Consider the following 22,313-nt stretch of genomic DNA (forward strand, 5'->3'; position numbering starts at 1 on the left):
GCGACGGCGGGCAAATCGGACCGATCCCGTGCATGTGGGTCAGCGGCCGGTGGAGCCGTCGATCGGCTCACCGAGGAAGTAGAACCGCTCCACGTGACCCAGGTGCTTGATCAGCCCCAACAGGCTGGTGCCGGAGGGCACCCCGGCGGTGCGGACCTGCGGCTCCGGCACGTCGGCGACCTTGCCTGCGATGGAGTCGCGCAGGTAGTCCAGGAAGCTCACCAGGGTGGCCTGCTCACCCGGCGCGGTCCAGGCCGGCCCGGTGTCCTTGCGCCTGCGCCGTGGCCTCGGTGACGTCGGCCGCTCCGTTGCTGGCATCAGCCGTCCCCTTCGGCGCGTTGGATGAGCAGCAGGTTGTCGGTGACCATCGCGGTCTGACCGCCCGGCCCGGTGGCCCGTCGCTGCGGCATGTCCGCGTGCAGCACCCGCCACCGCCCAGGATCGAGATCGAGGCCGTCGGCCACCTCGTTCGGGGTAGGGAAGTGGGCGTCCGGGTCCTGGTTCCACGACCAGGGCGCGGTGGAGCCGTGGTCGACGATCAGCAGCCGGCCGCCGGGCCGCAGGGCCTGCGCGGCGGTACGCAGCACCGCGGCCCGGTCCAGCGCGAACGGCGTGTGGAAGTACTGCGCGTTGACCAGGTCGAACGTGCCGGTCGGGAAGCTGTGCGCCAGATCGTGCCGTTCGCCGGTGACCCGGTCGCCGAGGCCGCGTTCATGGGCGGCCGCCACGACGCGCTCCACCGCTGTGGCGGAGATGTCCACGGCGGTGACCCGCCAGCCACGGGCGGCGAGCCAGATGGCGTCGCCGCCGGCAGCGCACCCCAGATCCAGGGCCATGCCAGGGCTCAGCGATTCGGCGATCTCGACGAGTCGCTGGTTCGGCGGCTTGGCCGAGGCGGCCAGGTTGCGGTGCAGCTCCTCCCAGAACGACTCGGGGCCGGCGTCCAACTGCGGACCCTGCCATCCATCCATCGGTCTTCTCCTTATGCGCAGAACTGTGGTGTGCGGTACAGCTCGAATCCGCCCGTCACCGCTGCGGACAGCCTCCCGAATGCTGTGCGCATGTTGCAAGAGAAGTTGCCGATCCGCATCATGGGTACCATGAACGTCACCGCAGCGGACGTCCTCGCCGGCGTCGGGCCACGGCTGCGCGCCCTGCGCCGGGCACGCGGCGTCACCCTGGCCGGCCTGGCCGAGGAGACCGGTCTGACCACGAGCACGCTGTCCCGCCTGGAGAACGGCAAGCTCCGCCCGACGCTGGAACAGCTGCTGCCGCTGGCGCGGGCACACGGCGTACCGCTCGACGACCTGGTCGCGGCCCCACCCACCGGCGACCCACGGATCCACCTGCGGCCCATCCGCCGCTCCGGGCTGACCATCGTGCCGCTGACCCGGCGGGCCGGCGGCGTCCAGGCCTACAAGGTGATCTACCCGCCGGCCGGTAGGTCACCCACGATGAAACTGCAGACCCACGACGGGTACGAATGGTTCTACGTGCTCAACGGGCGGGTCCGGTTCGTCCTCGGCGACCAGGAGTTCCAGCTCGACCCGGGTGAGGCCGCCGAGTTCGATACCCGTACGCCGCACTGGATCGGTAGTGCCGACGCCCAACCGGCAGAGACGCTCACCCTCTTCGGCGCTCAGGGCGAACGCGCCCACCTGTCGCCGGTGCCGACCAACTGACATCAGGGTCATCGAAGGCGCATCGGGTTGCCGCCCAGCGCAGCGGCACTGGTCTCATCGTCGGGCTCGATCAACTCGCGCCGGACGCCCGCGCCCGCTTCCATCTCTCCGATCCGGCGGCGTAGCTCACGACCGTTGGCACCCCGGGACAGGTACTCCGTCTCGCACCAATCGTCATCGTTTGGCGTGAACAGCGTCAACAGCCGATCGACGTTGAGGTACGTGGTGATGCCGGCGACCTGGCCGTCGAGCACGTCCAGCAGGACCAGGGCGAACGGTACGTGCCCGGCCGGGCCAGGCCGGGTCTGCCAGAACGCCGGCGAGCCGTTCGCGGCGGTCGGCAGCAGCCGCGCGCCGGCACAGCCCGACCGTGGGTCGAGCAACGCGGTCCGGATGTGCTCGCGACCCCGCAGCGACCACCGGAACGGCGGCATGGTCATCGTGGCGTCCTCGCGCAGCAGCGCGACGAGGGCCGAGACGTCATGCTGCTCGAACGCCGTGCAGTAGCGGGTGAGCAGGTCGCGTTGCCGGCTGTCGGCCGGCCGTAGCGGTTCCCCCGGATCGGGGGCGGCGGTACGCAGCGTCGCCCGCGCCCGTTGCAGCGCGCTGGTCACCGACGCGACGCTGCTGTCCAGCAGCTGCGCGACCTCGTCGGCCCGCCAGCAGAGCACGTCGCGCAGGATCAGCACTGCCCGCTGCCGGGGCGGCAGGTGCTGCAGCGCGGCGACGAACGCCAGCCGCAGCGACTCACGCTGCAGAACCACGCTCTCCGGGGACGCGTCGACCGGCACGACCAGGCCGTCCGGGACCGGCAGCACCCAGGCCCGCTCCGGCACGGGCGGGCCGAGGCCACCGCCGGCCTGCGCCGCCGGATCAAGATCCATGGTCAACGCCCGCCGCTGCGTGCTGCGCAGCATGTCGACGCAGACGTTGGTCGCGATCGAGTAGAGCCAGGTACGCAGCGAGGCGCGTCGCCCGTCGTACCGGTCGAACGAACGCCAGGCGCGGACCATCGTCTCCTGGACCGCGTCCTCGGCCTCGAAACCGGAGCCGAGCATGCGGTAGCAGTAGCCGGTCAGCTCGACACGGAACAGCTCCAGCCGCTCCGCGTCGCTGGTCGAGGTCGGTGTCACCCGCCCGACGATACGGGCCGCCGCTCGGCCGGGCAGGTCCGGCGACGACCGATGAGTTCCGCCGGCCCACGCCGTACACCCTCCCGGAGGGCGCGATCGTCGCGTCGGTCACGGAGGGACGAATCATGGACTACACCGACGAGGTACGGGCAGCGGTCGTCGCGCACCGCCGGGACCTGGTGACGCTGCTCGCCGGACTTGGCCCGGGTCAGTGGGACGGGCCGACGCTGTGCGCCGGCTGGCGGGTACGTGAGGTGGTCGCCCACATCACGATGGCCTTCCGTACCTCACCGGGCCGGATGATGCTGGGCCTGGTCCGCGCCGGTGGCCGGTTCGACCGGATGGCCGACCGCAGTGCCCGGCGCGACGCCGCCGCCATGTCGCACGAGCAGTTGCTGGTTACGTTGCGGGACAACGTCACCCACCCGTGGACACCGCCCGGTGGCGGCCCGGCCGGGGCGCTCGCCCACGAGGTCATCCACGGTCTGGACATCACCGTCGGACTCGGGCTCGGTCACCGGGTGCCGCTCGACCGGCTGTCCCTGGTGCTGGCCGGGCTGCGGCCCCGAAACCTGGCCTACTTCGGTGTCGATCTGACCGGCGTCCAGTTGCAGGCCACCGACCTCGACTGGCGGCACGGCACCGGAACGCCGGTGCGTGGGACGGCACAGGACCTGCTGCTGGTGCTGTCCGGCCGTCGCCTCCCGCCGGGCCGACTCGTCGGCGACGTGGCCGACCGGTTCACCGACCGGTCGGCGAACCGGTGCTGACCGGGTAGGCCCCAGGGGCGTCGGGGCCCCGGAACGCGGACCGATCCGGGTTCAGGTCCGCGCCCCGGGGAGCTTCAGGTCCGCGTCCAGCGGTGCGGGTACTGCTCGCGGTTGCGGCGGGCCAGCTCCACCAAACCGGGGTACGGGCCCGGCGGCTGGCCTCTGGCGACGACGCCGGGGCGGCGTAGCGCCTCCTTGACCGCGCGGGCGCTGACCGGCATGCCGTCCCGGTCAGGGCGGTCGCTGGCTTCGGTGCCGACAATGAGGATCCAGTCGCACCAGGGCATGTCGGGGCTGACCTTGGACACGTCGATGGTGAGCGACCGCCGTCCACCCTGGTAATCCGTCGGTGCCAGGGTCACCCGGTCGTCGGCGCGGACCAGCGGCTCCGGATCCGGTTCAGGCACCGTCGGGCGCCTGGTCCGGTTGGGTGGAGTCGCCGCCGTAGCTGTCGCCACCGTCGTCGGGCTCGGGGTCGTCGCCGACGGGCCACAGGCCGGACAGCTGCAGTACGGCGCGGATCCGTCGGGCGCTGGACGGGTCCCAGCGGTCGAGGATGGCCATGGCCCGGAGGAACGGTCGGCATGGTGCGACGATGCCGCCGCATCGGTGGCATTCCCCGGTCGTGCGGTTGGGGATGTGGGTGCGGGCGGTCGAGTTGGCGTCGTGGACCGCCCGGGACAGCTCCGGGGAGCGGGCTGGGCCGTCGTAAACCGGACCGTTGCGGGCACCGGCCGGGGCCGGGGCGGTGGCGCGGGCTCCGGTGAGCTGGAAGCGCTGGTCCTGATCCGGGTCGGTCTCGCCGGGGTTCCGCTTCGGCAGCGGCGGCCGGTTCGGCGTCGGGTCGACGTCGTACCGTGCCCCGTCGCGCGGTGTGCCGATAGATGTGTACCGGGCGAGGCGAGGTGTTCCGCCGATCCCATCGTTCCTGATCACTGATCCCCCTCGAATGGAAGTTGGACCGAGGCTGTACTCCTGTTGCTCTCTACCCTGGACTGTGCTGGTGCGATCGCGGAAGATTAGGCGACCGATCGGATAGGGCGAGTCAGTACAGCGCTTGTCGCGGAGAGAAAGAGGCCCTGTCTGAAGAACCGTCCCATGGTCCTGAGGAGAGCCTGGAGAACATGAAACCGATGAGCCCGAGCGAATACCTGATCATGAGTCTTCGGCGCTTCCGTGAGTCGGCAGGGCTGACACAGGAACAGTGGGGTGCCAGCATCGGATACTCGGCGCAGCATGTCAGTGCTATCGAGCGCGGCAACCGTGCGGCGCTGCCGGACTACCTCGCTAGAGTCGATGGACGTTACGGGACCACCTTTGTGCACCTCTATCAGAACTTCGTGGTCAGTGAATCCGCCCCCGTATGGCTCCGTGAGTGGATCGAGATTGAGCGCGAAGCTGCGGTGCTGCGCTGGTTCGAGCCGAGTCTCATCCCCGGGTTGCTGCAGACCGAGGCGTACGCGCGCGCGGTTCTCTCATGGGGCGGACTGCTGACGGCAGTGGAAATTGAGCAGCGGCTGTCGTCGCGGATGGATAGGCAAGCGGTGTTGTGCCGTGAACCGACGCCTCCCATGGTGTTCTTCGTAGTCGATGAGCAGGCACTCCGGCGGACCGTGGGAAACGCCACGGTGATGCGCGAGCAGTACGAACGTTTGCTGGAGGTGTCAGAAATGCCCCACGTGCACTTACAGGTGATCCCCTCTGAAGCCGGACCGCATGCCGGGCTGGCGGGCGCGTTCATCCTGGCCAGGAGTGCAGAGGGCACTGAAGCCGCCCACATCGATGCGGCCCTGGAGGCAGGGATCACCGACCGACCTAACGACATTGCGGCCCTCCACGCCCGATGGGACGCTATGCGGAGCGAGGCGCTGCCGCACTCAGCGGCGGCGAGGATGATCAAGGAAGTGGCAGAGACATGGACATGACCCGGGAGCCGAGCTGGCGGAAGTCCAGTCGATCCGGCAACGGTGGGTCTACCTGCGTCGAGGTGGCGGACAACCTTCCTGGGCGGGTCCTGGTCCGGGACACGAAGGACCGCGACGGTGGGACGTTGACGTTCGGTTCGGCGGCCTGGTCGGCGTTCGTCGAGCTGGCGAAGGCCCGCTGACCCGACCATCACGGCGACGGCCCCGTACCGGACGCGGTGCGGGGCTCGTCGCTGAGCGACGTGCCTCGGTGCCGGCTCCCGGGGTACATGGTGCCGTCGACGGCTTGATGCCAGAGGTGCATCTTGATGCACCTCTGGCATCAGACTCAACCGGCAGCCCTGACCCCGCAAGGTGCCGGGGCCGTCGGCTGATCACCTGATTGCCGTGGCGAGGCGGCGGACGGCCTCGTCCATCTGGTCGGGTGGGGCGGCGGCGTAGGTCAGGCGCAGGTGCGGTGCCGGTGGTTCGGCCGCGTACCAGGGACGGCCGGGGAAGACGACCACGCCCTCCGTTGCGGCTGCGTCGGCAAGTGCGACATCGACGGTGCCGTCGGGCAGTGTCACCCACAGGTGCAGCCCGCCACCGGGCACTGTGGTCGGAACGAGCTCGGGCAGGTGCCGGCGTAGCGCGGCCAGCAGCGCGTCCCGCCGGGCCCGCAAGGCGGTACGCAGCGTGCGCAGGTGTCGTGGCCAGGCCGGTGCGGTCACCAGCTCCACAGTGGCCTGCTGCAGCGGGCCGGCGACGAAGAGGTCGTCGAGCAGTCGAGCGGCCCGCAGCCGGGCACCGGCCGGGCCGCGCGCGCCGAGCGCGGCCACCCGCAGGCCAGGCGCGGCCGACTTGGTCAGCGAGCGCAGGTAGACCACGTGCCCGTTGACGTCGTCGGCGGCCAGCGGCGGTGGGGCTTCGCCGTCGATGGTGAGGTCGCGGGCGTAGTCGTCCTCGATCAGGAACGCTCCGGCGTCGCGTACCGCCGCCATGACCGCCGCCCGGCGGTGCGCGGCCAGCGTCGCTCCCGTCGGGTTGGCGTGCAGCGGCTGGCAGTAGAACAGCCGCGCGCCGGTCCGGGCGAACGCGGCGGCGAGCTGATCCGGGCGTACGCCATCGGGGTCGGCCGGCACCGGCACCACCCGCAGCCCGTTCGCGCGGGCGGCGGCCAACGCTCCCAGGTACGTGGGGGATTCGACGAGCAGCGTGTCACCGGGGGTGGCGAGGGCCCGCAACGTGGTGGACAGCGCGGCCTGCCCGCCCGAGCAGATGATCATGTCGTCGGTGCGTAGCTGGGTTCCGGCCGCGCGGGCGAACCAGGCGCGCAGGTCTTCCCGCCCTTCGACCGGGCCGCGCTGCCAGGTGGCGGGCTGGCGGGCGGCCCGGGCGAGCGCCGCGCCGAGCGCCGCCGCCGGCTGCAGCTGCGCGTCCAGATAGCCGCCGGTCAGCGCGATCGCACCTGGTCTCGGCAACGCCAGCAACGCCTGCATCTCGTCCTCACCCGGCCGGCGGGCGCCGAGCGCCACCGTCTGCCACGCCAGATCGGGTGCCCCTTCCGGCGTGTGTCGATCGTCGGGCCGGGCGGCGACGAAGGTGCCTCTGCCGGGTCGCGCCTCGATCAGCCCCCGTGCCACCAGGTGCCGGACCGCCTCGGCGACGGTCACCGGCGAGGCGCCGTGCCGGGCGGTCAGCTCGCGTACCGGGGGCAGCCGGGTCCCGGGGGTCGCGGCGGCGACCAACCGGAGCAGATCTTGGATAACGCGATCGGCTGCGTTACCGTCATTCATGAAAGACAAGAGTAGCGCTACTGCTGTCCGGCCGGTAACAGCGGATCGCTTCACCGGGCTCGCCCTCGGCGCGCTGGGGGTGCTCGCGTTCAGCATGTCACTACCCGCCACCAGGGTCGCCGTGCAACACCTCGACCCGTGGTTCGTCGCCTTCGGTCGAGCCGTCGGTGCGGCGCTGCTCGCCTGGGCGTACCTGCGGCTCGTCGGTGCGCCGCGACCCACCCGCAGCCAATGGCGGCGGCTGTCGGTCGTCGCCCTCGGCGTCGTCGTCGGGTTCCCGCTGTTCACCTCCCTGGCGCTGACCACCCAGCCGTCGGCACACGGGGCGGTCGTCATCGCCGTACTGCCGGCCGTCACCGCCGTGTTCGCGGTGTTCCGGGCGGGTGAGCGCCCGCCGCCGCTGTTCTGGGCCGCCGCGACCGGTGGGCTGGCTGCGGTGTTCGGCTTCCTGTTCGCCAGCGGCGCGGTACGCGGCGCGCTGACCGCCGCCGATCTGTTCCTGCTCGTCGCGGTCGTCCTGTGTGGTCTCGGGTACGCCGAGGGTGGTGCGCTGGCCCGTGAACTCGGTGGCGCCCGGACGATCTGTTGGGCGCTGCTGCTGTCGCTGCCGGTCACCGTGGTCGTGACGGTGGCCGCCGCCGCAGCCCGGCCCCCGCGCGCCGACGTGCTCACCTGGTTGGCGTTCGGCTATCTCACCGTGGTCTCGATGTTTCTGGGCTTCTTCGCCTGGTACGCCGGGCTGGCCCGGGGCGGCATCGCCCGGGTCGGTCAGATCCAGCTGGCCCAGCCGGTCCTCACCCTGCTCTGGTCCGCCGCGCTGCTCGGCGAGACGGTCGGCGCAGCCTCGGTGACGACGGCGCTGGGCGTGCTGGCCTGCGTGGTACTGACCCAGTACCAGCGGGGGCGGACCCGTTGAGGCCCACCGCCACCAGATGTTGTCAGGACCCGCCGGTACGCGGTACGAGGTTCGACCGTGCGTCGTCGCGGCTCGTGTTCGCGCGGGACCGCGCTGCGATAATGCGTCCATGAGCGACGGTGCACGCGGCGTACTGGCCACACCGACCGTGCGGTGGTGGTCGATGCTGCGGCTCGGGCTGGTCCTGCTGTGGCTGTTCGCGGCGGTGACGGCCTGGTGGACGGCACCCCGCCAACAGAGCTACGACCAGGCGACGGCGGACATTGCGGCTGGGGGGTGGTGGCGTACCACTGGGGTGAACGCTGGGACGCTGGCCCGCGTGCCTGGTTCAGCCCGGCGGCCCTGCGGTCGTCCGGTCAGCTCGGCCCGGTGTTCGCATGGCGTACCAGCGATGGCCGGGTGCGCTGGACCGATACCGAGGTCTCCGGCGATTTCCCTGTCACGGGCGCCGCCGATCTCGGGAACTTCGCCGGGCCCGGCGCCGCCGCCATCGGGCAGGAGTTGCGCGTCGCCGGACTGGAGGACCGGGTCGGTGGCGTCCAGTCGGTCGGCCGGGTGGGCACCAGGATCGGGTTCGTCCTTGGCGTCGTGTTTCTCGCCATCGTCGTGGGCGGGCCGGCCCCGGTGCGGGGTACGCGGTGGTACTGGTTCTGGCTGGTCTACCTGGTCCCGTTCGGGCTCGGCCTGCTGTTCTGGCTGGCACGCGACCGACCATGGTCGATTCCGTCCGTGGCTCCGCCCGGTGTCGGCGACCTCGGCGGGCAGCGTCGGAATTCCGGCATCCTCGGGTTCGCGGTCGGGTTGCTCGCGGCGATCCTGATCGGCCTGCTGATCCTGCTCCTGCACGGGGTCCTCGGCGACTGGTGGGTGCCGCGCCCGGGCGACCTGTCGTAGGTATCGCGGGCCAGGGCGGGCCGACGGTGCCCGTCGACCCGCCCGCGTGCGTGGATCAGAACGCGTCGAGCTGCTGCATCAGCAGCAGGGAATCGCTGTTGAGCCAGTACTCGACGAACTTGCCACCGTAGATGCGTAGGGTGTCGGTCCCGGTGAAGGTGACGACGGTTCCCGGTGCCGCCTGGGCGCCGGGTAGTCCGCCGGCATAGGTCCCGGTGGCGATCCACCGCAGGGCGGCGTACCGGCCGTCGATCAGCGGGCCGACCTCCACGGTGAACACCAGGTCCGGGAACGCCGCGCGGAGCTCGCCGATCCAGGCCACCATGCCCTCGGGTCCCCGGATGCCGCTGCCGTCGCCGCCGTCCATGAGCGCGGCGTGGACCTCGATGTCCGGGGAGATGATCCCGGGTGCCTTGGCGTAGTCGCCGTTCCACAGCTGCAGCCAGGTGTCGAGCATCGCCTCGGTCTGCTTCGGGCCGCCTCGGGGATCCGGCGCGCTGGCGGCCGGCCGGTTGTCGGTCGGTGACGAGGCGAGGGCGACCCCGGTGGCGGCGGTCGCAGGAAGGGCCACGGCGGCGACCGTGGTGGCGATGAGCAGCCGCATCCGGTTGTGCCGGCTGGGGGTACGGGTGGTGGCCACGATGATTCTCCTTCTGGTTGGGAGTCGATCCGAGCTGGCAGGTCGGACGGTCACGGGGTGAGGACGACCTTGCCGGCGACGGTGCCGGACTCGGCCAGCCGCAGGGCGTCCGCGATGCGGACCAGCGGTAGTTCGGCGGCGATCGTGGCGGTGAGGTCACCGCGTCGCGCGGCGGTGAACACGTCGGTGAGGTCGGCGCGCAGCCGGGCCCGGAACCGGTCTTTGCCGGTGGCCCGACCGGCCCAGAGGTTGTAGAAGTACGCGTGGCGGCGGTTCGGCAGCGCGTTCCACAGCCACACCCGGCCGAGCAGTTTCAGCACCGGCAACTGCTTGGACCCGGTGTCGTCGCGGGTGGCGGCGCTGCCGTACGACACACGCCCTGCGCGGTTGGGCCCTCGCCGACCCGCACCGGTACCTGCTCATCTACGGCACACCGGTTCCCGGCTACCGGGCGCCGGACGACGTCACCGCGATCGCTGGCGAGATCATGGCGGCCCTGCTCGATGCCGGTGCCGCCCTGGCGTCGACCGGCCCGGCGACCCCACTCGACGCGCATCTCGCCGAACACCGGCAGTGGGCCCGCGGGCATCCCGCCCCACCGGCGGCCATGCGCGGGCACTCGCCTTCTGAACCCGGCTGCACGGCGTCCTGTCCCTGGAGCTCGCCGGCCACTTCACCGGCATGGGCATCGACCCGGCCCAACTGTTCGCTGCAGAAGTGGACGGCATCCTGGTGCCCTGAGCGCGGATCGCTCAGGGTCGGCCAACCACACTCGGGATCGAGGGATGCTGCATCTATCGCACTGCCCACATCTGTGCCAGGATTGGATCCAATGCAAGAGTGATCGGATGCCTAGCTGGGAGGGGTGCCATGCTGCGGCGCGAGGAGAACGAGCGGATCACCCGGTCCGGGCCGGGCACGCCGCTCGGCCGGCTGATGCGCGCGTACTGGCAGCCGGCGGCGCTGGTCTCGGAGGTGGACCCGCAGCGGCCGGTCAAACCGGTCCGGCTGCTCGGCGAGGACCTGGTGATCTTCAAACGGCCCGACGGCGGTTGGGCACTGGTCGGGCGGTTCTGTGCGCACCGGGGCGTCGACCTGGCGTACGGCCGGCACGAGGACGGCGGGCTGCGCTGCCTCTACCACGGCTGGCTGTACGGCCCGGACGGGCGCTGTCTGGAGCAGCCCGCCGAGCCACCGCACAGCACCTTCGCCAGCAAGGTGCGCATCCCCAGTTACCCGTGCGTCGAGCGCAACGGCATCGTCTTCGCCTACCTCGGCGAGGGCGACCCGCCACCGATGCCGCACTACGACTGCTTCCAGGCCCCCGACGAGTACACCTTCGCCTTCAAAGGGCTGTGGGAGTGCAACTGGCTGCAGGGCGTCGAGGGCGGCATCGACCCCAGTCACGTCTCCTTCCTGCACAGGTTCATCGAGGAGGATCCGCGCGACGTCTACGGACAGCAGTTCAGTGAGGAGGTCGCCGGCACCGGGCAGAAGCTGTCCAAACTGGTCGGCGACGCGTACCGGCCGGACATCGAGGTCGAGCAGGCCGAGCACGGTCTGCGGGTGTACGCGCTGCGCCAGCTCACCGAGGAGATCCGGCACGTACGCGTCACGAACCTGGTCTTTCCCAACGCGTTCGTGGTGCCCTTCGGCAACAGCAAGGTCTTCTGCCAGTGGCACGTGCCGATCGACGACTTCCACCACTACTGGTACATGATCTTCTACGACTTCGCCGAGCCGACCGACAAGCAGACCCTGCTCGACCAGCGCCTCGCCGAGGTCTCCCTGCCGGACTACCGCCCGCTGCGCAACCGCGCCAACAACTGGGGCTTCGACCCGGCCGAGCAACGCGACCTGACCTACACCGGGATGGGCCTGGACATCAACGTCCACGACCAGTGGGCGGTGGAGAGCATGGGCCCCATTCAGGACCGGACGGTCGAGCGGCTCGGTGTCTCCGACCGGGCGGTGACCGCCAACCGCCGGCTGCTGCTGCGCGCCATCGACGCCGTCGAAGCCGGCAATCCGCTACCGGCCCGCCCCACCGACGGGGCCGCCGCCGCCGCGTTGACCGGCCCGCTCGCCGTCGACACCGTCGCCCCGACCGCCGACTGGGAGCAGACCTGGCGCGACCGCGAGGCACAGCGCCGGGCCAGCTCACCCTGGGCGGCCGGGCAGGCTGAGCCGGCGGGCAGCGATGCGTAGCGTCGACGAACGGCCGGTCGCCGACGGCGGCGAAGGCGCGTCCGCGCTGCCGATGCTCGCCGCCGACCGGGGCGGCTTCATCGACCGCCACCAGCTCTGGACCGACGCCCAGTACGCCGCCGCCGGCCAACTGCGCCGGGTCGTCGACGAGCTCGGCATCGAGCTGATCCGGTTCTCCTTCGCCGACCAGCACGGCGTGCTGCACGGCAAGACCCTGACCCGCCAGGCGGCCACCGCCGCGTTGCGCTCCGGGGTGACCGCCCCGTCGTCGCTGCTGCTCAAGGATCCGTCCGGGGCGTCGGTCTTCCCGGTCTTCGCCGCCGACCCGCAGGTTCCGGTGGCCGGCTTCGCCGGTGCCGGAGACATCGTGCTGGTGCCGGATCCGACCACCTTCCGGGTGCTGCCCTGGACCAAACGGACCGGCTGGGTGCTCTGCGACCTGCGGTTTCCCGACGGGTCCGCGGTGCCGTTCTGCACCCGCAGCCTGCTGCGCGGCCAACTCGACCGGCTGGCCGCCGCCGGGTACGCGATGACCGTCGGCGCCGAGCTGGAGTTCCACGTCTTCGCCGCTGACACCGACCAGCTCGGGGCCGACCAGGTGGGCCGCCCCGGTGCGCCCGGGCGGGCCAGCGCGGTGCGTCCGGTCAGCCGGGGTGCCCAGCTGCTGCACGAGGACGGGCTGGACCGGGCCGACGACATCGTCCAACTGCTGCACCACGGCCTGACCCGGCTCGACCTGCCGCTGCGCAGCCTGGAGCTGGAGTTCGGGCCCAGTCAGTTCGAGATCACCATGACCGCCGGGGAGGCGGCGGACGCCGCCGACCAGGTGCTGCTGGCCCGCTCGGCGATCCGCCAGATCTGCCGCCGGCACGGCTACCACGCCACCTTCATGTCCCGGCCGGCCGGCGCCGAGACCGCCTCCACCGGTTGGCATCTGCACCAGTCGCTGCGCGCCATCGACTCCGGGGCGGCGGTCTTCGACCCGACCGACGCCGGCGACGCGTTGTCGCCGCTGGCCGGGCACTACCTGGCCGGGCTGCTGGAGCACGCCGGCGCCGCCGCCGCGTTCGCCACCCCGACGGTCAACGGCTACAAGCGCTACCTGCCGTTCTCGCTGGCCCCGGACCGGGTGGCGTGGGGCATCGACAACAAGGGGGCGATGGTGCGGGCGGTCGGTGCCGGCTCCGACACCGGCGTACGGCTGGAGAACCGCTGCGGCGAACCGGCCGCCAACCCGTACCTCTATGTGGCCTCGCAGCTGGTCAGCGGCCTGGACGGAATCGACCGCCGGCTTGTCCCACCGCCGGCGGTGCGGGATCCGTACGCCGCCGACGCTCCCCGGTTGCCGGCCTCGCTCGCCGAGGCGGTGTCTGCGCTGGAAACCGATCCGGCGTTCGCCGCCGCGCTCGGCGCACCGGTGATCTCCTGGTACGCGACGCTCAAGCGCCGCGAGTTCGCCCGCTACCTCGCGCACGTCTCCGACTGGGAGCAGCGCGAGTACTTCGACCTGTTCTAGGAGCTGCCTGATGACGTCATCCGTCGCCCCGCTGGCCGAGCTGGAGCCGTTCCACGTCGACGGTGCGTGGATCGCACCGGGGGAGCGCACCCTGATCGAGGTCCGGGACCCGTCCACCGGTGCGGTGATCAGCCGGGTCGCCCAGGCCACCGCCGACGACGTCGACGCCGCGGTGGCCGCAGCCACCCGTGCCTACGCCGACCGGCGGTGGAGCGGGCTGGCCCCGTTGGAGCGCACCCGGGTGCTGCACCGGCTGGCCGACCTGATCGAGACGCATCTCGAAGAGCTGGCGGTGCTGGAGACCCGCGACAACGGCAAACCGATCGAGCGCTCCCGCGCCGACACCGCCTCGGCGGCCCGCGCGTTCCGGCACTTCGCCGGGGCGACCAGCCGGCTGACCGGCACCGTGGTGCCGATCGACGGCGGCGCGCACCACGTCTACACGGTGCTGGAGCCGGTCGGGGTGGCCGCGCTGATCCTGCCGTGGAACTTTCCGATCATGACCGGCAGCTTCAAGCTGGCCCCGGCGCTGGCGGCCGGCTGCCCGGTGGTGGTCAAACCGGCCGAGCAGACCCCGCTGACCATGCTGCGGCTGGCCGCGCTGGCGGCCGAGGCCGGCGTACCGCCCGGGGTCTTCAACGTGCTCACCGGTGACGGCGAGGTCGGGGCGGCCCTGGTGGCCCATCCTCAGGTGGCCAAGGTGTCGTTCACCGGCTCCACCGAGGTGGGTCGGATCGTGATGGCCGGTGCGGCACCCACCACCAAGCGGCTCACTCTGGAGCTGGGCGGCAAGAGCCCGAACATCGTCTTCGCCGACGCCGACCTGGACGCCGCGGTGCTGACCGCGATGCGGGCGTCGTTCGGTCATTCCGGGCAGATGTGCACGGCCGGCAGCCGGCTGCTCGTGCAACGGTCAATCCTGGACGAGATGACCGAGCGGCTGGCGGCGGCGACCCGCCGGGTGCCACTGGGCAACGGTCTGGACGGCGGGGTGACCGTCGGCCCGCTGGTCTCCGAGGAGCAACGCCAGCAGGTGCTGTCGTACATCGAGACCGGTGTCCGGGAGGGCGCGACGGTCGCGGTCGGTGGCGGGGTGCCGGACCGGCCGGGCTACTTCGTCGAGCCGACCCTGTTCACCGGGGTCCGCAACGACATGGTGATCGCCCGCGAGGAGATCTTCGGGCCGGTGACCGGGGTGATCGCCTTCGACGACGAGGACGAGGCGGTCGCGATCGGCAACGACACGTCGTACGGGCTGGCGGCCGGAGTGTGGACCCGGGACCTGTCCCGGGCGCACCGGATGGCCGCCGCGCTGCGGGTCGGCACGGTATGGGTGAACACGTACAACATCTTCGACCCGGCGTTGTCCTTCGGCGGCGTCGGCGACTCCGGTCTGGGCCGGGACCTGGGCGACGAGGGCCTGCACTCCTTCTGCGAACGCAAGGGTGTCGTCGTCTCGCTCTGACCACGGGTGCCGCCCCGAACACTGATAGGACCGACCGTGACAGACACCGCATCCCGGACCGGGCTGGACGTCGTGGCGCTGCGTGCCGCGACTCCCGGCGCGACCCTGGCCCACCATCTCAACTCCGCCGGTGCCGCCCTGCCAAGTCTTGCCGTGCTCGACACGGTCATCGAGCATCTGCGGCTGGAGTCGCGCCTCGGCGGCTACGAGGCGGCCGAGGCCGCGGCGGACCGCAGCGCCCAGGTCTACCAGCTCGCCGGCGAGCTGATCGGTGCCGCCGCAGACGACATCGCCCTGGTCGAGAGCGCCACTGTGGCCTGGCATCGGGCGATCGACGCGCTGCGGCTGCGTCCCGGCGACCGGATCCTCGCCGCCGGGTCCAGCTATGTCAGTTCCGCGCTGCACCTGCTCGAACTGCGCCGTACCCGGGGCATCGTCGTCGAGGTGCTGCCCGCCGACAGCAGCGGCGGCGTCGACCTGACCCGCCTGGAGCAGGCGCTGCGTACGCCGGCCGCCCTGGTCACCGTGGCCCACGTGCCGACCTCGTCGGCGTTGATCGAACCGGTCGCACAGATCGGCGCGCTGACCGCCGCGGCCGGGGTGCCGTTGCTGGTCGACGCGACCCAGTCGGTCGGCCAGCTGCCGGTGGACGTGCGGCAGATGCGGGCCGGCATCCTGGTCGGGACCGGCCGCAAGTTCCTGCGGGGGCCGCGTGGCACCGGCCTGCTCTACCTCGATCCGGCGTTGCGCGAGCGGGCCCGCCCGCTCACCCCGGACGTACGCGGTGCCCGGTGGACCGGCGACGAAGAGTACGACCTGCTGCCGGGGGCCCGGCGGTACGAGACCTGGGAGGCGTCGCACGCGCTGCGCCTCGGGCTGGGTACCGCGCTCGCCGAGGCGCTCACCCTCGGCGTCGACGCGATCTCGACGTACGTCGACGGGCTGGCCGCCCGGCTGCGTGCCGGGCTGCGGGAGACCGCCGGGGTGACCGTGGTCGACCCGCCGGCGGCCGGCGGCGGCATCGTGACCTTCGTGCGTACCGGCGAGGAACCGACCACGACGGTACGCACGTTGCGCGCGGCGGGTCTGCATCTGGTCGCCGTGCCGGCCAGCCACGGCCAGTGGGATCTGGGCCGGCGCGGCCTGCCGGCGGTGGTCCGCGCCTCGGTGCACGTCTACAACGACGACACCGAGGTGGACGCACTGCTCGCCCAGCTCGCCCGGTCGGCGTCGCCCGTCGCGTCGACACCGGCGATGTCCGGGCCGGCGCCGACATCTGTCCAGGTTTCGGTGCCAGCCCAGGCTCCGGCACCGGTGCAGGTGCAGGCTCCGGCACCGAACGATGCCCCAGTCGCGGTGCCGGCCCTGGCCTGCGGCGCGCAACGGGCCGACGTGATCGTGGTCGGGGCCGGTGTCCACGGCCGCAGCACCGCCTGGGCGTTGGCCGCCCGGGGGGCCCGGGTGGTGCAGCTCGACCGGCTGCCGGCCGGGCACACCGAGGGGTCCTCGCACGGGCGTACCCGGATGATTCGCCGCGCCTACCCGTCCCCGGTCTGGAACGACCTGGTCGACCGGGCCTACACCGCCTGGCACGAGTTGGAGCGCGCCGCCGGCCGGCGGCTGGTGACCACGGTCGGCGGCCTGTACGCCCGTCCGGCCCGGGCCACCAGCACCCTGCGTGGCCCGGACTGTGTGCTGGTCGACGCGAATCAGGCCGCCGGGATCCTGCCGGGTCTGGTGCTCGGCGACGACATGGTCGCGGTGCACGACCCGGCGGCCGGCATCATCGACGCCGCCGCCGCGATGGCCGCGCTCGCCGAGCTCGGCGCGGCCGCTGGCGTGCAGCGGCACGACGGTCGCGCGGTCACCGGCTGGACATTGGAGGGCACCGGGGTACGGGTGCACACCGACGCCGGTGATCTGCTCGCCGACCGCCTGGTGATCTGCGCCGGGGCGTGGACCGCCGACCTGGTGCCGGAGTTCGCCGACCAGCTCACCGCTGTGCGAATCGTCAACATCCACATCGAATCGTCCACGCCGGCGCTGCTGAGCCCGTCCGCACTGGGGCCGTTCTCCGTGGAGGTCCCCGGCGTCGGCCTGCTCTACGGCATCCCGGCCTACGGGCTGGATCCGGTGAAGGTCGGCTTCGACCACGGCCCGGTCGACGACCTGAGCGCCCGGCCCGGCCCGGTCACCGCGGCCGAGCGGGACGCACTGCTGACCGTGGCCCGTCGTTTCCTGCCGGCCGCCGACGGTCCGGTGACCGCCGAGGTGGCCTGCCGCTACACGATGGCGCCGGGAAACCGGTTCGCGGTCGGTGCGCTGCCGGCGTACCCGCAGGTGCTGGTCGCGGCGGCCTGCTCCGGCCACGGGTTCAAGTTCGGCCCGGCGATCGGGGCGGCGTTGGCCGACCTGGCCACCGGCGTACCCCGGCCGGATTTGGCCTTTCTCGCCCCGTCGGCGATCATCCCCGGAACACCGTCGCGGACCGCCGCTCGTACCAGCGAGCCAACTGCTCACCGGCGCTGATCACATGAGCCTGCATCTCGCGCCGCGCCAGTGCGCCGTCCTGCTCGACCAACGCGGCGATGATCCGCTCATGTTCGTGGAAGTTGTCGTCGCGGTGCCGTGGGTTGTCCTGCAGCACCAGGGCGGAGACGTTGCGCGGGAACGCCTCGTTGATCTCCTTGATCACCCGGGCCAGCCAGTCGTTGCCGGCGACCTGGTGGATCAGGGTGTGGAACCGGTCGTTGGCGGCGTTGGTCGAGGTGGCCAGGGCGACCCGGCTCCGGGCGAGCATCGGGCCGTCCTCGACGCGCCGTTGCGGGATCCCGCCCCGGCTGGTCCGCTCGGTGCGGCGCAGCAGCGAGTTGGCCTCGCGCAGTTCGTCGAGGATGTCGTCGGTGATCCGGCTGACCGCCCGTTCGCAGGTCAGCGCCTCCAGTTCGGCGCGGACCTCGTAGGCCTCGCGGACCTCCCACGGGGCGGGGACCCGGACCACGGCGCCCCGGTGCGGTACCACCTCGATCAGCCCGCCGGTCTGCAGTTGACGCAGCGCCTCGCGGACCGGGGTACGGCTGACCCCGAGAAGTTTGGCCAGCTCGGCCTGGCGCAGCTGGGCGCCGATCGGGATCTCACCGGACATGATCTTGGCGCGGATGGCGGCCGCGGTGGCGTCGACGAGGGCACTGCTGGTCGTTTCCAAGCTGGCTGGCGGCATGCCCGGTGCCCCTGTCTGATCGATGTGCGGCGCAGCCGGCCGGGCGGCGGCCGGGCTGCCATCGCCTCCACAGTGGTGCGATGTGGCTGTCACGATAGCAACCCCGCCCGGAAGGCTGCGGGTCCCGCACCTTTGGCTTTGGATCCAGGTTTTGGATCCAAAGATCCTGCGGTAGTATCCGAGACTACCTTGGCCAGGGAGTTCTCCGAAAGCACCGGCCCGCCACGGCCGCACCGACGCGACGCAGAGCGACCCCAGGCGAGCCGGACCGCACCGGAACGACTCCCGCGACGGCGACAGGAGCAACCGTGAGTGCCTGCCACCCCACCCAGCAGCCGCGGACCCACCGCAGCCACCCGCTCGACCCGCCCAGCCCGGCGGAGATCGCCCGGGCCGTGGCCGCCGCCCGTGCCGACGGGCGACTCGGGCAGCGGACCCGCTTCTGGGGGGCCACCCTGGACGAGGCGCACGCCCGTGCCGTCGCGGCCGGCACCGCCCCGGCCGGCGAGGTCCGGATCGGGTTGGTCGCCATGGACCATGCCGCCGGCACCGCCTGGGAGATCGACGTCGCGCTGACCGGCGACGACAGCCGGAGCGACGGGGACGCCACGCAGGCCGAGACGGCAACCGCCGACCGGTGCCTGGACTGGCGTCCGCTCGACCCGCGCCGGCCGGGCATCACCTCCGAGGAGGCCCGCGCCGCCGCGGCGGCCTGCCGGCAGAACCCACTGTTTCGTGAGGTGCTCGCCAAGCGCGGCATCGACGACGTCTCCCTGGTGATGATCGACGCCGAGTCGATGGGCGGCTTCGAGCCGGAGCGCTACGCCGATCGGCGGCTCACCTGGGGCACCGTGTGGCACCGGGTCGACGAGGGTGACAACGGATACGTCCGGCCGGTCCAGGGCGTCGTGCCGATCATCGACATGACAACCATGGAGATCCTCGACGTCGAGGACCACGGGGTGGTGCCGATCTCCGACGAGGCAGGCCCGTTGGAGTCCGCCGCCTGGCCGACCCGCCCCGGCCTCAAGCCGCTCGAGGTGGTGCAGCCCGACGGTCCCAGCTTCGATGTCGACGGCTGGCAGGTCTCCTGGCAGGGCTGGCGGCTGCGGGTCGGCTTCACCCACCGGGAGGGCCTGGTCCTGCACGACCTGGAGTTCCAGGGCCGGCCGGTGGTCAAGCGGGCCGCCTGCAACGAGATGTACGTGCCGTACCTGGATCCGAACTCCACCCAGTACCGCAAGAACTTCTTCGACTGGGGCGAGTACGGTGCCGGCCCGTTGACCAACTCGCTCGCCCTCGGCTGTGACTGCCTCGGCGTCATCCACTACTTCGACGCGGCGTACCTCGGCGGCGACGGCGACCCGGTGACGATCCCGAACGCGATCTGCATGCACGAGGAGGACCACAGCGTCCTCTGGAAGCACAACGACCTGCGGCGCGGCGTCAGTCAGGTCCGCCGTTCGCGCCGGTTGGTGATCTCCAACTTCCAGACCGTGGCCAACTACGACTACGGCTTCTACTGGTCGCTCTACCAGGACGGCCGCATCGAGCTGGAGGTCAAGCTCACCGGCATGCTGTCGGCCTCCGGGATCGCCGACGGCGACGAGGTCCGGTACGGTCGGATCGTCGCGCCCAACGTGCAGACCCCCACCCACCAGCACTACTTCGGGCTGCGCCTGGACATGGCGGTGGACGGGCCGCTCAACCGGCTGGTCGAGGAGCACGCCGAGGGCGAGACCGACCCGGCGCTGGATCCGTACGGCAACGCGGTGCGCAACGTGCGTACCCCGTTGACGCGCGAGTCGCAGGCCGCCCGCCGCACCGACCCGGCGTCCGCCCGCCGGTGGCGGGTGGAGAGCGCCACCGAGACCAACCGGTACGGCGAACCGACGGCCTACCGGCTGCTGCTGCCCGACACCACCCGGTCGTTCGCCCGGCCCGACTCGGTGATGGCCCGCCGGGCACCCTTCATCCACCAGCACCTCTGGGCCACCCCCTACACGCCGCAGGAGCAGTTCCTCGGCGGGCAGTATCCGAACCATGCTGAGCCGGGCTCCGACGGGGTGCAGGTCTGGCAGCGCCAGGACCGCAGCATCGACGGCACCGAGCTGGTGCTGTGGCCCGTGCTCGGCACCCACCACTTCCCGCGCCCGGAGCAGTGGCCGGTGATGCCGGTGGATGCCATCCACATGATTCTCGAACCCGACGGCTTCTTCGACCGCAACCCGGCGATGGACGTGCCGGATCCGGCCAGCACCCGTGCCGGTGCCGGCGGGACCGGTGTCCAGGGCGCCGGCGACGCCTGCTGTTCCGCTACGACCGACGCGGTGCCGGCCGCCTGACCCGGCCGGTCCGACCGACCCCCTGCCCCGTGACATCAGACGTTCACAATCGCGATACGGGCCCGAATTGGGTACCGACGACCATAATTTTGGATCCAATCCTAGTGAAAACTAATCCATCTTCCTCTCCTACTCTGTCGAGGAGTGCGCGATGTCGGACAATTCCCGGAATATCCCGCAGAACCTGATATCCCGCCGCGCGATGCTGCGGGGCGCCGGCCTGATCGGTCTCGGTTTCGGTGCCAGCAGCCTGATCGCTGCCTGTGGCGTCGCCTCCGACGGCAACGACGACGGCGACGACGCCACCAGCAGCGGCGGCACCCTTACCCTCGGCATCGACGCCACCAGCGCCGTCGCCGACCCGGCCTTCTACACCTCGCTCGGCGACTGGATGGCCGTCGACTGCATCTGCCGCGGCCTGACCTTCATCTCGTTCGAAACCACCGATCCGCAGCCCGACCTGGCCGAGAGCTGGGAGATCTCCGACGACGGACTGACCTACACGTTCAAACTGCGCGAGGGCGTCACCTTCCACGACGGCAACACCTTCACCTCCGCCGACGTGCTTGCCAGCCTCGGTCGGCAGTTCAACGAGGACGATCCGACCCTGCCCGAGGGGGCGTCCCGGCCACTGCGCAGCCTTGGCGCGAACGTCGCCTCCCTCGACGCCCCCGATGACGGCACCGTGGTGATGGTGCTCAACAGCCCCGACGCCACCGTGCTGAACCGGCTCTCCGACATCGGCGGCCGGATCATCTCCAAGGCGGCCCTCGACGAGTACGGCGCCGACATCGGCAAGAACCTGGTCGGCACCGGCCCGTTCCAGCTCTCCACGGCGACCGCCGGGCAGCAGGTCGTGCTGACCGCGTTCGAGGACTACCGCACCGGCCGGCCCAAGGTCGACCGACTGGTGCTGCAGCAGGTACAGGACCCGTCGGCCATCGTCAGCTCGCTGCTCACCGGGGACCTGTCCGCCACCCAGTTCACCCCGTACTCGGCTATCGAACAGCTGCGGGCCGACGACGCGGTCACCTTCCACGAGACGCCGCACAGCTTCGACGCGATGATGATGATCGATGCCAGGCGGATTCCCGAGCTGGAGGTCCGCCAGGCGATCAACATGGCCATCGACCGGGAAGCGATCATGGCCCAGGCCTTCTTCGGCGTCGCCGCGCTGCCCGACGGCTACACCATCCCGCCGTCGCAGCAGGGCTACGACCCCGGCCTGGCCGACCTGAGCCCGTTCGATCCGGACGAGGCCCGCCGGCTCATCGAAGCCGCCGGCGCGACCGGTCGTCAGGTGGCGCTGATGGCCGCCAGCGACTCGTGGCACCCCCGGGCCGCGCAGATCGTCGCGCAGAACCTCACCGACATCGGGCTGACCGTGGTCAGCGACTCGGTCGACCCGGCCACCTACTTCAGTCGGCTGCTCGACCCGGACGACCCGTTCCACGAGCTGATGATCTGGGAACGCAACTCCTACATCCCGGACCCGGACAACATGATCGGTGCGATGGGCCTGCCGTCCGGGGTGTACGGCGACTTCACCTCCGGCTTCAACACCCTGCCCGGATCCGAGGTCTTCGCCACCGACCTGGCCGCCGCGAAGAACCTGCCCAACGGAGCCGAGCGCACCGCAGCCTACTCGGACATCCAGCGGCGCTTCGCCGAGCAGTACATGGTGCTGTCGATGCTCTGCTACTCCGCAAACCCGGTGGTCACCGGCGCCAACGTCGAGGGCGCCAACGTGACCGCGCTCGGCAACCACCGCTGCTTCATGGAGAACGCCAGTGTCTGAGCATCGGCCCTCGACCCAGCCGGGGG

General features: G+C 71.6%; 22 protein-coding genes and 1 pseudogene. 14 read left to right on the forward strand and 9 right to left on the reverse strand.

What is annotated here, in order from left to right:
* Positions 1-39: 39 nt before the first annotated feature.
* Both ACFHVL_RS10065 and ACFHVL_RS10070 read right to left on the reverse strand, forming a co-directional pair.
* A complete protein-coding gene (locus tag ACFHVL_RS10065; RefSeq protein WP_416627187.1) occupies positions 40-318 on the reverse strand; it encodes a DUF664 domain-containing protein in 279 nt (92 codons plus the stop codon).
* Complete coding sequence (locus ACFHVL_RS10070) at positions 318-971, reverse strand: SAM-dependent methyltransferase (RefSeq protein ID WP_416627189.1); 654 nt, start codon at positions 969-971, stop codon at positions 318-320. Before ACFHVL_RS10070 ends, ACFHVL_RS10065 begins: the two co-directional genes overlap by 1 nt.
* Before the next feature lie 129 nt (positions 972-1,100).
* Here ACFHVL_RS10070 and ACFHVL_RS10075 point away from each other — a divergent pair, with 129 nt between their 5' ends.
* A complete protein-coding gene (locus tag ACFHVL_RS10075) occupies positions 1,101-1,682 on the forward strand; it encodes a helix-turn-helix domain-containing protein (RefSeq protein WP_416627190.1) in 582 nt (193 codons plus the stop codon).
* An 8-nt stretch (positions 1,683-1,690) separates the two neighbouring features.
* Here ACFHVL_RS10075 and ACFHVL_RS10080 read toward each other — a convergent pair whose 3' ends face one another.
* On the reverse strand, positions 1,691-2,815 hold the full coding sequence (locus ACFHVL_RS10080; RefSeq protein WP_416627192.1) for a sigma-70 family RNA polymerase sigma factor: 1,125 nt from the start codon (positions 2,813-2,815) through the stop codon (positions 1,691-1,693).
* 125 nt (positions 2,816-2,940) lie between these two features.
* On the opposite strand from ACFHVL_RS10080, the gene ACFHVL_RS10085 reads away from it, so the two are divergent.
* Positions 2,941-3,585 carry a maleylpyruvate isomerase family mycothiol-dependent enzyme gene (locus ACFHVL_RS10085; RefSeq protein ID WP_416627194.1) on the forward strand — a complete coding sequence of 215 codons (645 nt, stop codon included), beginning with the start codon at positions 2,941-2,943 and terminating at the stop codon, positions 3,583-3,585.
* 74 nt (positions 3,586-3,659) lie between these two features.
* Here ACFHVL_RS10085 and ACFHVL_RS10090 read toward each other — a convergent pair whose 3' ends face one another.
* The gene (locus tag ACFHVL_RS10090) at positions 3,660-3,992 is read right to left on the reverse strand and encodes a hypothetical protein (RefSeq protein WP_416627195.1); all 333 of its coding nucleotides are present in this window, start codon (positions 3,990-3,992) and stop codon (positions 3,660-3,662) included.
* A complete protein-coding gene (locus tag ACFHVL_RS10095) occupies positions 3,985-4,521 on the reverse strand; it encodes a hypothetical protein (protein ID WP_416627197.1) in 537 nt (178 codons plus the stop codon). The genes ACFHVL_RS10090 and ACFHVL_RS10095 overlap by 8 nt, the downstream gene beginning before the upstream one ends.
* Positions 4,522-4,718: 197 nt before the next feature.
* On the opposite strand from ACFHVL_RS10095, the gene ACFHVL_RS10100 reads away from it, so the two are divergent.
* Both ACFHVL_RS10100 and ACFHVL_RS10105 read left to right on the forward strand, forming a co-directional pair.
* The gene (locus tag ACFHVL_RS10100) at positions 4,719-5,510 is read left to right on the forward strand and encodes a helix-turn-helix domain-containing protein (RefSeq protein WP_416627198.1); all 792 of its coding nucleotides are present in this window, start codon (positions 4,719-4,721) and stop codon (positions 5,508-5,510) included.
* Entirely contained in the window at positions 5,501-5,692 is a 192-nt protein-coding gene (locus ACFHVL_RS10105) for a DUF397 domain-containing protein (protein ID WP_278170867.1), read from the forward strand. The genes ACFHVL_RS10100 and ACFHVL_RS10105 overlap by 10 nt, the downstream gene beginning before the upstream one ends.
* A 192-nt stretch (positions 5,693-5,884) precedes the next feature.
* On the opposite strand, the gene ACFHVL_RS10110 is transcribed toward ACFHVL_RS10105, so the two are convergent.
* Entirely contained in the window at positions 5,885-7,285 is a 1,401-nt protein-coding gene (locus ACFHVL_RS10110) for a PLP-dependent aminotransferase family protein (RefSeq protein ID WP_416627200.1), read from the reverse strand.
* On the opposite strand from ACFHVL_RS10110, the gene ACFHVL_RS10115 reads away from it, so the two are divergent.
* Positions 7,284-8,201 carry a DMT family transporter gene (locus ACFHVL_RS10115; protein WP_416627202.1) on the forward strand — a complete coding sequence of 306 codons (918 nt, stop codon included), beginning with the start codon at positions 7,284-7,286 and terminating at the stop codon, positions 8,199-8,201. The genes ACFHVL_RS10110 and ACFHVL_RS10115 overlap by 2 nt on opposite strands.
* Positions 8,202-8,390: 189 nt before the next feature.
* Positions 8,391-9,095, forward strand: a complete 705-nt coding sequence (locus tag ACFHVL_RS10120; protein WP_416627204.1) for a hypothetical protein — start codon at positions 8,391-8,393, stop codon at positions 9,093-9,095.
* Between the two features lie 55 nt (positions 9,096-9,150).
* Here the strand turns inward: ACFHVL_RS10120 and ACFHVL_RS10125 are convergent, their stop codons facing one another.
* Both ACFHVL_RS10125 and ACFHVL_RS10130 read right to left on the reverse strand, forming a co-directional pair.
* Positions 9,151-9,735, reverse strand: a complete 585-nt coding sequence (locus tag ACFHVL_RS10125; protein WP_416627205.1) for an ester cyclase — start codon at positions 9,733-9,735, stop codon at positions 9,151-9,153.
* A 50-nt stretch (positions 9,736-9,785) separates the two neighbouring features.
* The gene (locus tag ACFHVL_RS10130; protein WP_416627206.1) at positions 9,786-10,109 is read right to left on the reverse strand and encodes a zinc-binding dehydrogenase; all 324 of its coding nucleotides are present in this window, start codon (positions 10,107-10,109) and stop codon (positions 9,786-9,788) included.
* A gap of 47 nt (positions 10,110-10,156) precedes the next feature.
* On the opposite strand from ACFHVL_RS10130, the pseudogene ACFHVL_RS10135 reads away from it, so the two are divergent.
* From ACFHVL_RS10135 to ACFHVL_RS10160, 6 genes and pseudogenes are all read left to right on the forward strand, one after another.
* Positions 10,157-10,255 (forward strand): annotated as a pseudogene (locus ACFHVL_RS10135) (TetR-like C-terminal domain-containing protein); the annotation flags it as partial.
* A 116-nt stretch (positions 10,256-10,371) separates the two neighbouring features.
* The gene (locus tag ACFHVL_RS10140; RefSeq protein WP_416627324.1) at positions 10,372-10,476 is read left to right on the forward strand and encodes a TetR-like C-terminal domain-containing protein; all 105 of its coding nucleotides are present in this window, start codon (positions 10,372-10,374) and stop codon (positions 10,474-10,476) included.
* A 129-nt stretch (positions 10,477-10,605) separates the two neighbouring features.
* Complete coding sequence (locus ACFHVL_RS10145; RefSeq protein WP_416627208.1) at positions 10,606-11,943, forward strand: Rieske 2Fe-2S domain-containing protein; 1,338 nt, start codon at positions 10,606-10,608, stop codon at positions 11,941-11,943.
* Positions 11,936-13,459 carry a glutamine synthetase family protein gene (locus tag ACFHVL_RS10150; protein ID WP_416627209.1) on the forward strand — a complete coding sequence of 508 codons (1,524 nt, stop codon included), beginning with the start codon at positions 11,936-11,938 and terminating at the stop codon, positions 13,457-13,459. Before ACFHVL_RS10145 ends, ACFHVL_RS10150 begins: the two co-directional genes overlap by 8 nt.
* 10 nt (positions 13,460-13,469) lie before the next feature.
* Positions 13,470-14,924, forward strand: a complete 1,455-nt coding sequence (locus ACFHVL_RS10155; protein WP_416627211.1) for an aldehyde dehydrogenase family protein — start codon at positions 13,470-13,472, stop codon at positions 14,922-14,924.
* Positions 14,925-14,960: 36 nt separating this feature from the next.
* Positions 14,961-17,453 carry an FAD-dependent oxidoreductase gene (locus tag ACFHVL_RS10160; protein WP_416627212.1) on the forward strand — a complete coding sequence of 831 codons (2,493 nt, stop codon included), beginning with the start codon at positions 14,961-14,963 and terminating at the stop codon, positions 17,451-17,453.
* Here the strand turns inward: ACFHVL_RS10160 and ACFHVL_RS10165 are convergent.
* A complete protein-coding gene (locus ACFHVL_RS10165; protein ID WP_416627213.1) occupies positions 17,389-18,144 on the reverse strand; it encodes a GntR family transcriptional regulator in 756 nt (251 codons plus the stop codon). The genes ACFHVL_RS10160 and ACFHVL_RS10165 overlap by 65 nt on opposite strands.
* Positions 18,145-18,452: 308 nt before the next feature.
* On the opposite strand from ACFHVL_RS10165, the gene ACFHVL_RS10170 reads away from it, so the two are divergent.
* The gene (locus ACFHVL_RS10170; protein WP_416627214.1) at positions 18,453-20,489 is read left to right on the forward strand and encodes a primary-amine oxidase; all 2,037 of its coding nucleotides are present in this window, start codon (positions 18,453-18,455) and stop codon (positions 20,487-20,489) included.
* 151 nt (positions 20,490-20,640) lie between these two features.
* Positions 20,641-22,287 carry an ABC transporter substrate-binding protein gene (locus ACFHVL_RS10175; protein ID WP_416627215.1) on the forward strand — a complete coding sequence of 549 codons (1,647 nt, stop codon included), beginning with the start codon at positions 20,641-20,643 and terminating at the stop codon, positions 22,285-22,287.
* Positions 22,288-22,313 lie beyond the last annotated feature (26 nt).

The organism is Micromonospora sp. LOL_023 (assembly GCF_048060115.1).
GTDB lineage: Bacteria > Actinomycetota > Actinomycetes > Mycobacteriales > Micromonosporaceae > Micromonospora_E.

Excerpts from the sequence above, each read along its gene's own strand:
- ACFHVL_RS10065 (WP_416627187.1), bottom strand. The coding sequence starts at position 318 with ATGCCAGCAACGGAGCGGCCGACGTCACCGAGGCCACGGCGCAGGCGC.
- ACFHVL_RS10070 (WP_416627189.1), bottom strand. The coding sequence starts at position 971 with ATGGATGGATGGCAGGGTCCGCAGTTGGACGCCGGCCCCGAGTCGTTC.
- ACFHVL_RS10075 (WP_416627190.1), top strand. The coding sequence starts at position 1,101 with ATGAACGTCACCGCAGCGGACGTCCTCGCCGGCGTCGGGCCACGGCTG.
- ACFHVL_RS10085 (WP_416627194.1), top strand. The coding sequence starts at position 2,941 with ATGGACTACACCGACGAGGTACGGGCAGCGGTCGTCGCGCACCGCCGG.
- ACFHVL_RS10100 (WP_416627198.1), top strand. The coding sequence starts at position 4,719 with ATGAGCCCGAGCGAATACCTGATCATGAGTCTTCGGCGCTTCCGTGAG.
- ACFHVL_RS10105 (WP_278170867.1), top strand. The coding sequence starts at position 5,501 with ATGGACATGACCCGGGAGCCGAGCTGGCGGAAGTCCAGTCGATCCGGC.
- ACFHVL_RS10115 (WP_416627202.1), top strand. The coding sequence starts at position 7,284 with ATGAAAGACAAGAGTAGCGCTACTGCTGTCCGGCCGGTAACAGCGGAT.
- ACFHVL_RS10110 (WP_416627200.1), bottom strand. The coding sequence starts at position 7,285 with ATGAATGACGGTAACGCAGCCGATCGCGTTATCCAAGATCTGCTCCGG.
- ACFHVL_RS10145 (WP_416627208.1), top strand. The coding sequence starts at position 10,606 with ATGCTGCGGCGCGAGGAGAACGAGCGGATCACCCGGTCCGGGCCGGGC.
- ACFHVL_RS10150 (WP_416627209.1), top strand. The coding sequence starts at position 11,936 with ATGCGTAGCGTCGACGAACGGCCGGTCGCCGACGGCGGCGAAGGCGCG.
- ACFHVL_RS10155 (WP_416627211.1), top strand. The coding sequence starts at position 13,470 with ATGACGTCATCCGTCGCCCCGCTGGCCGAGCTGGAGCCGTTCCACGTC.
- ACFHVL_RS10165 (WP_416627213.1), bottom strand. The coding sequence starts at position 18,144 with ATGCCGCCAGCCAGCTTGGAAACGACCAGCAGTGCCCTCGTCGACGCC.
- ACFHVL_RS10175 (WP_416627215.1), top strand. The coding sequence starts at position 20,641 with ATGTCGGACAATTCCCGGAATATCCCGCAGAACCTGATATCCCGCCGC.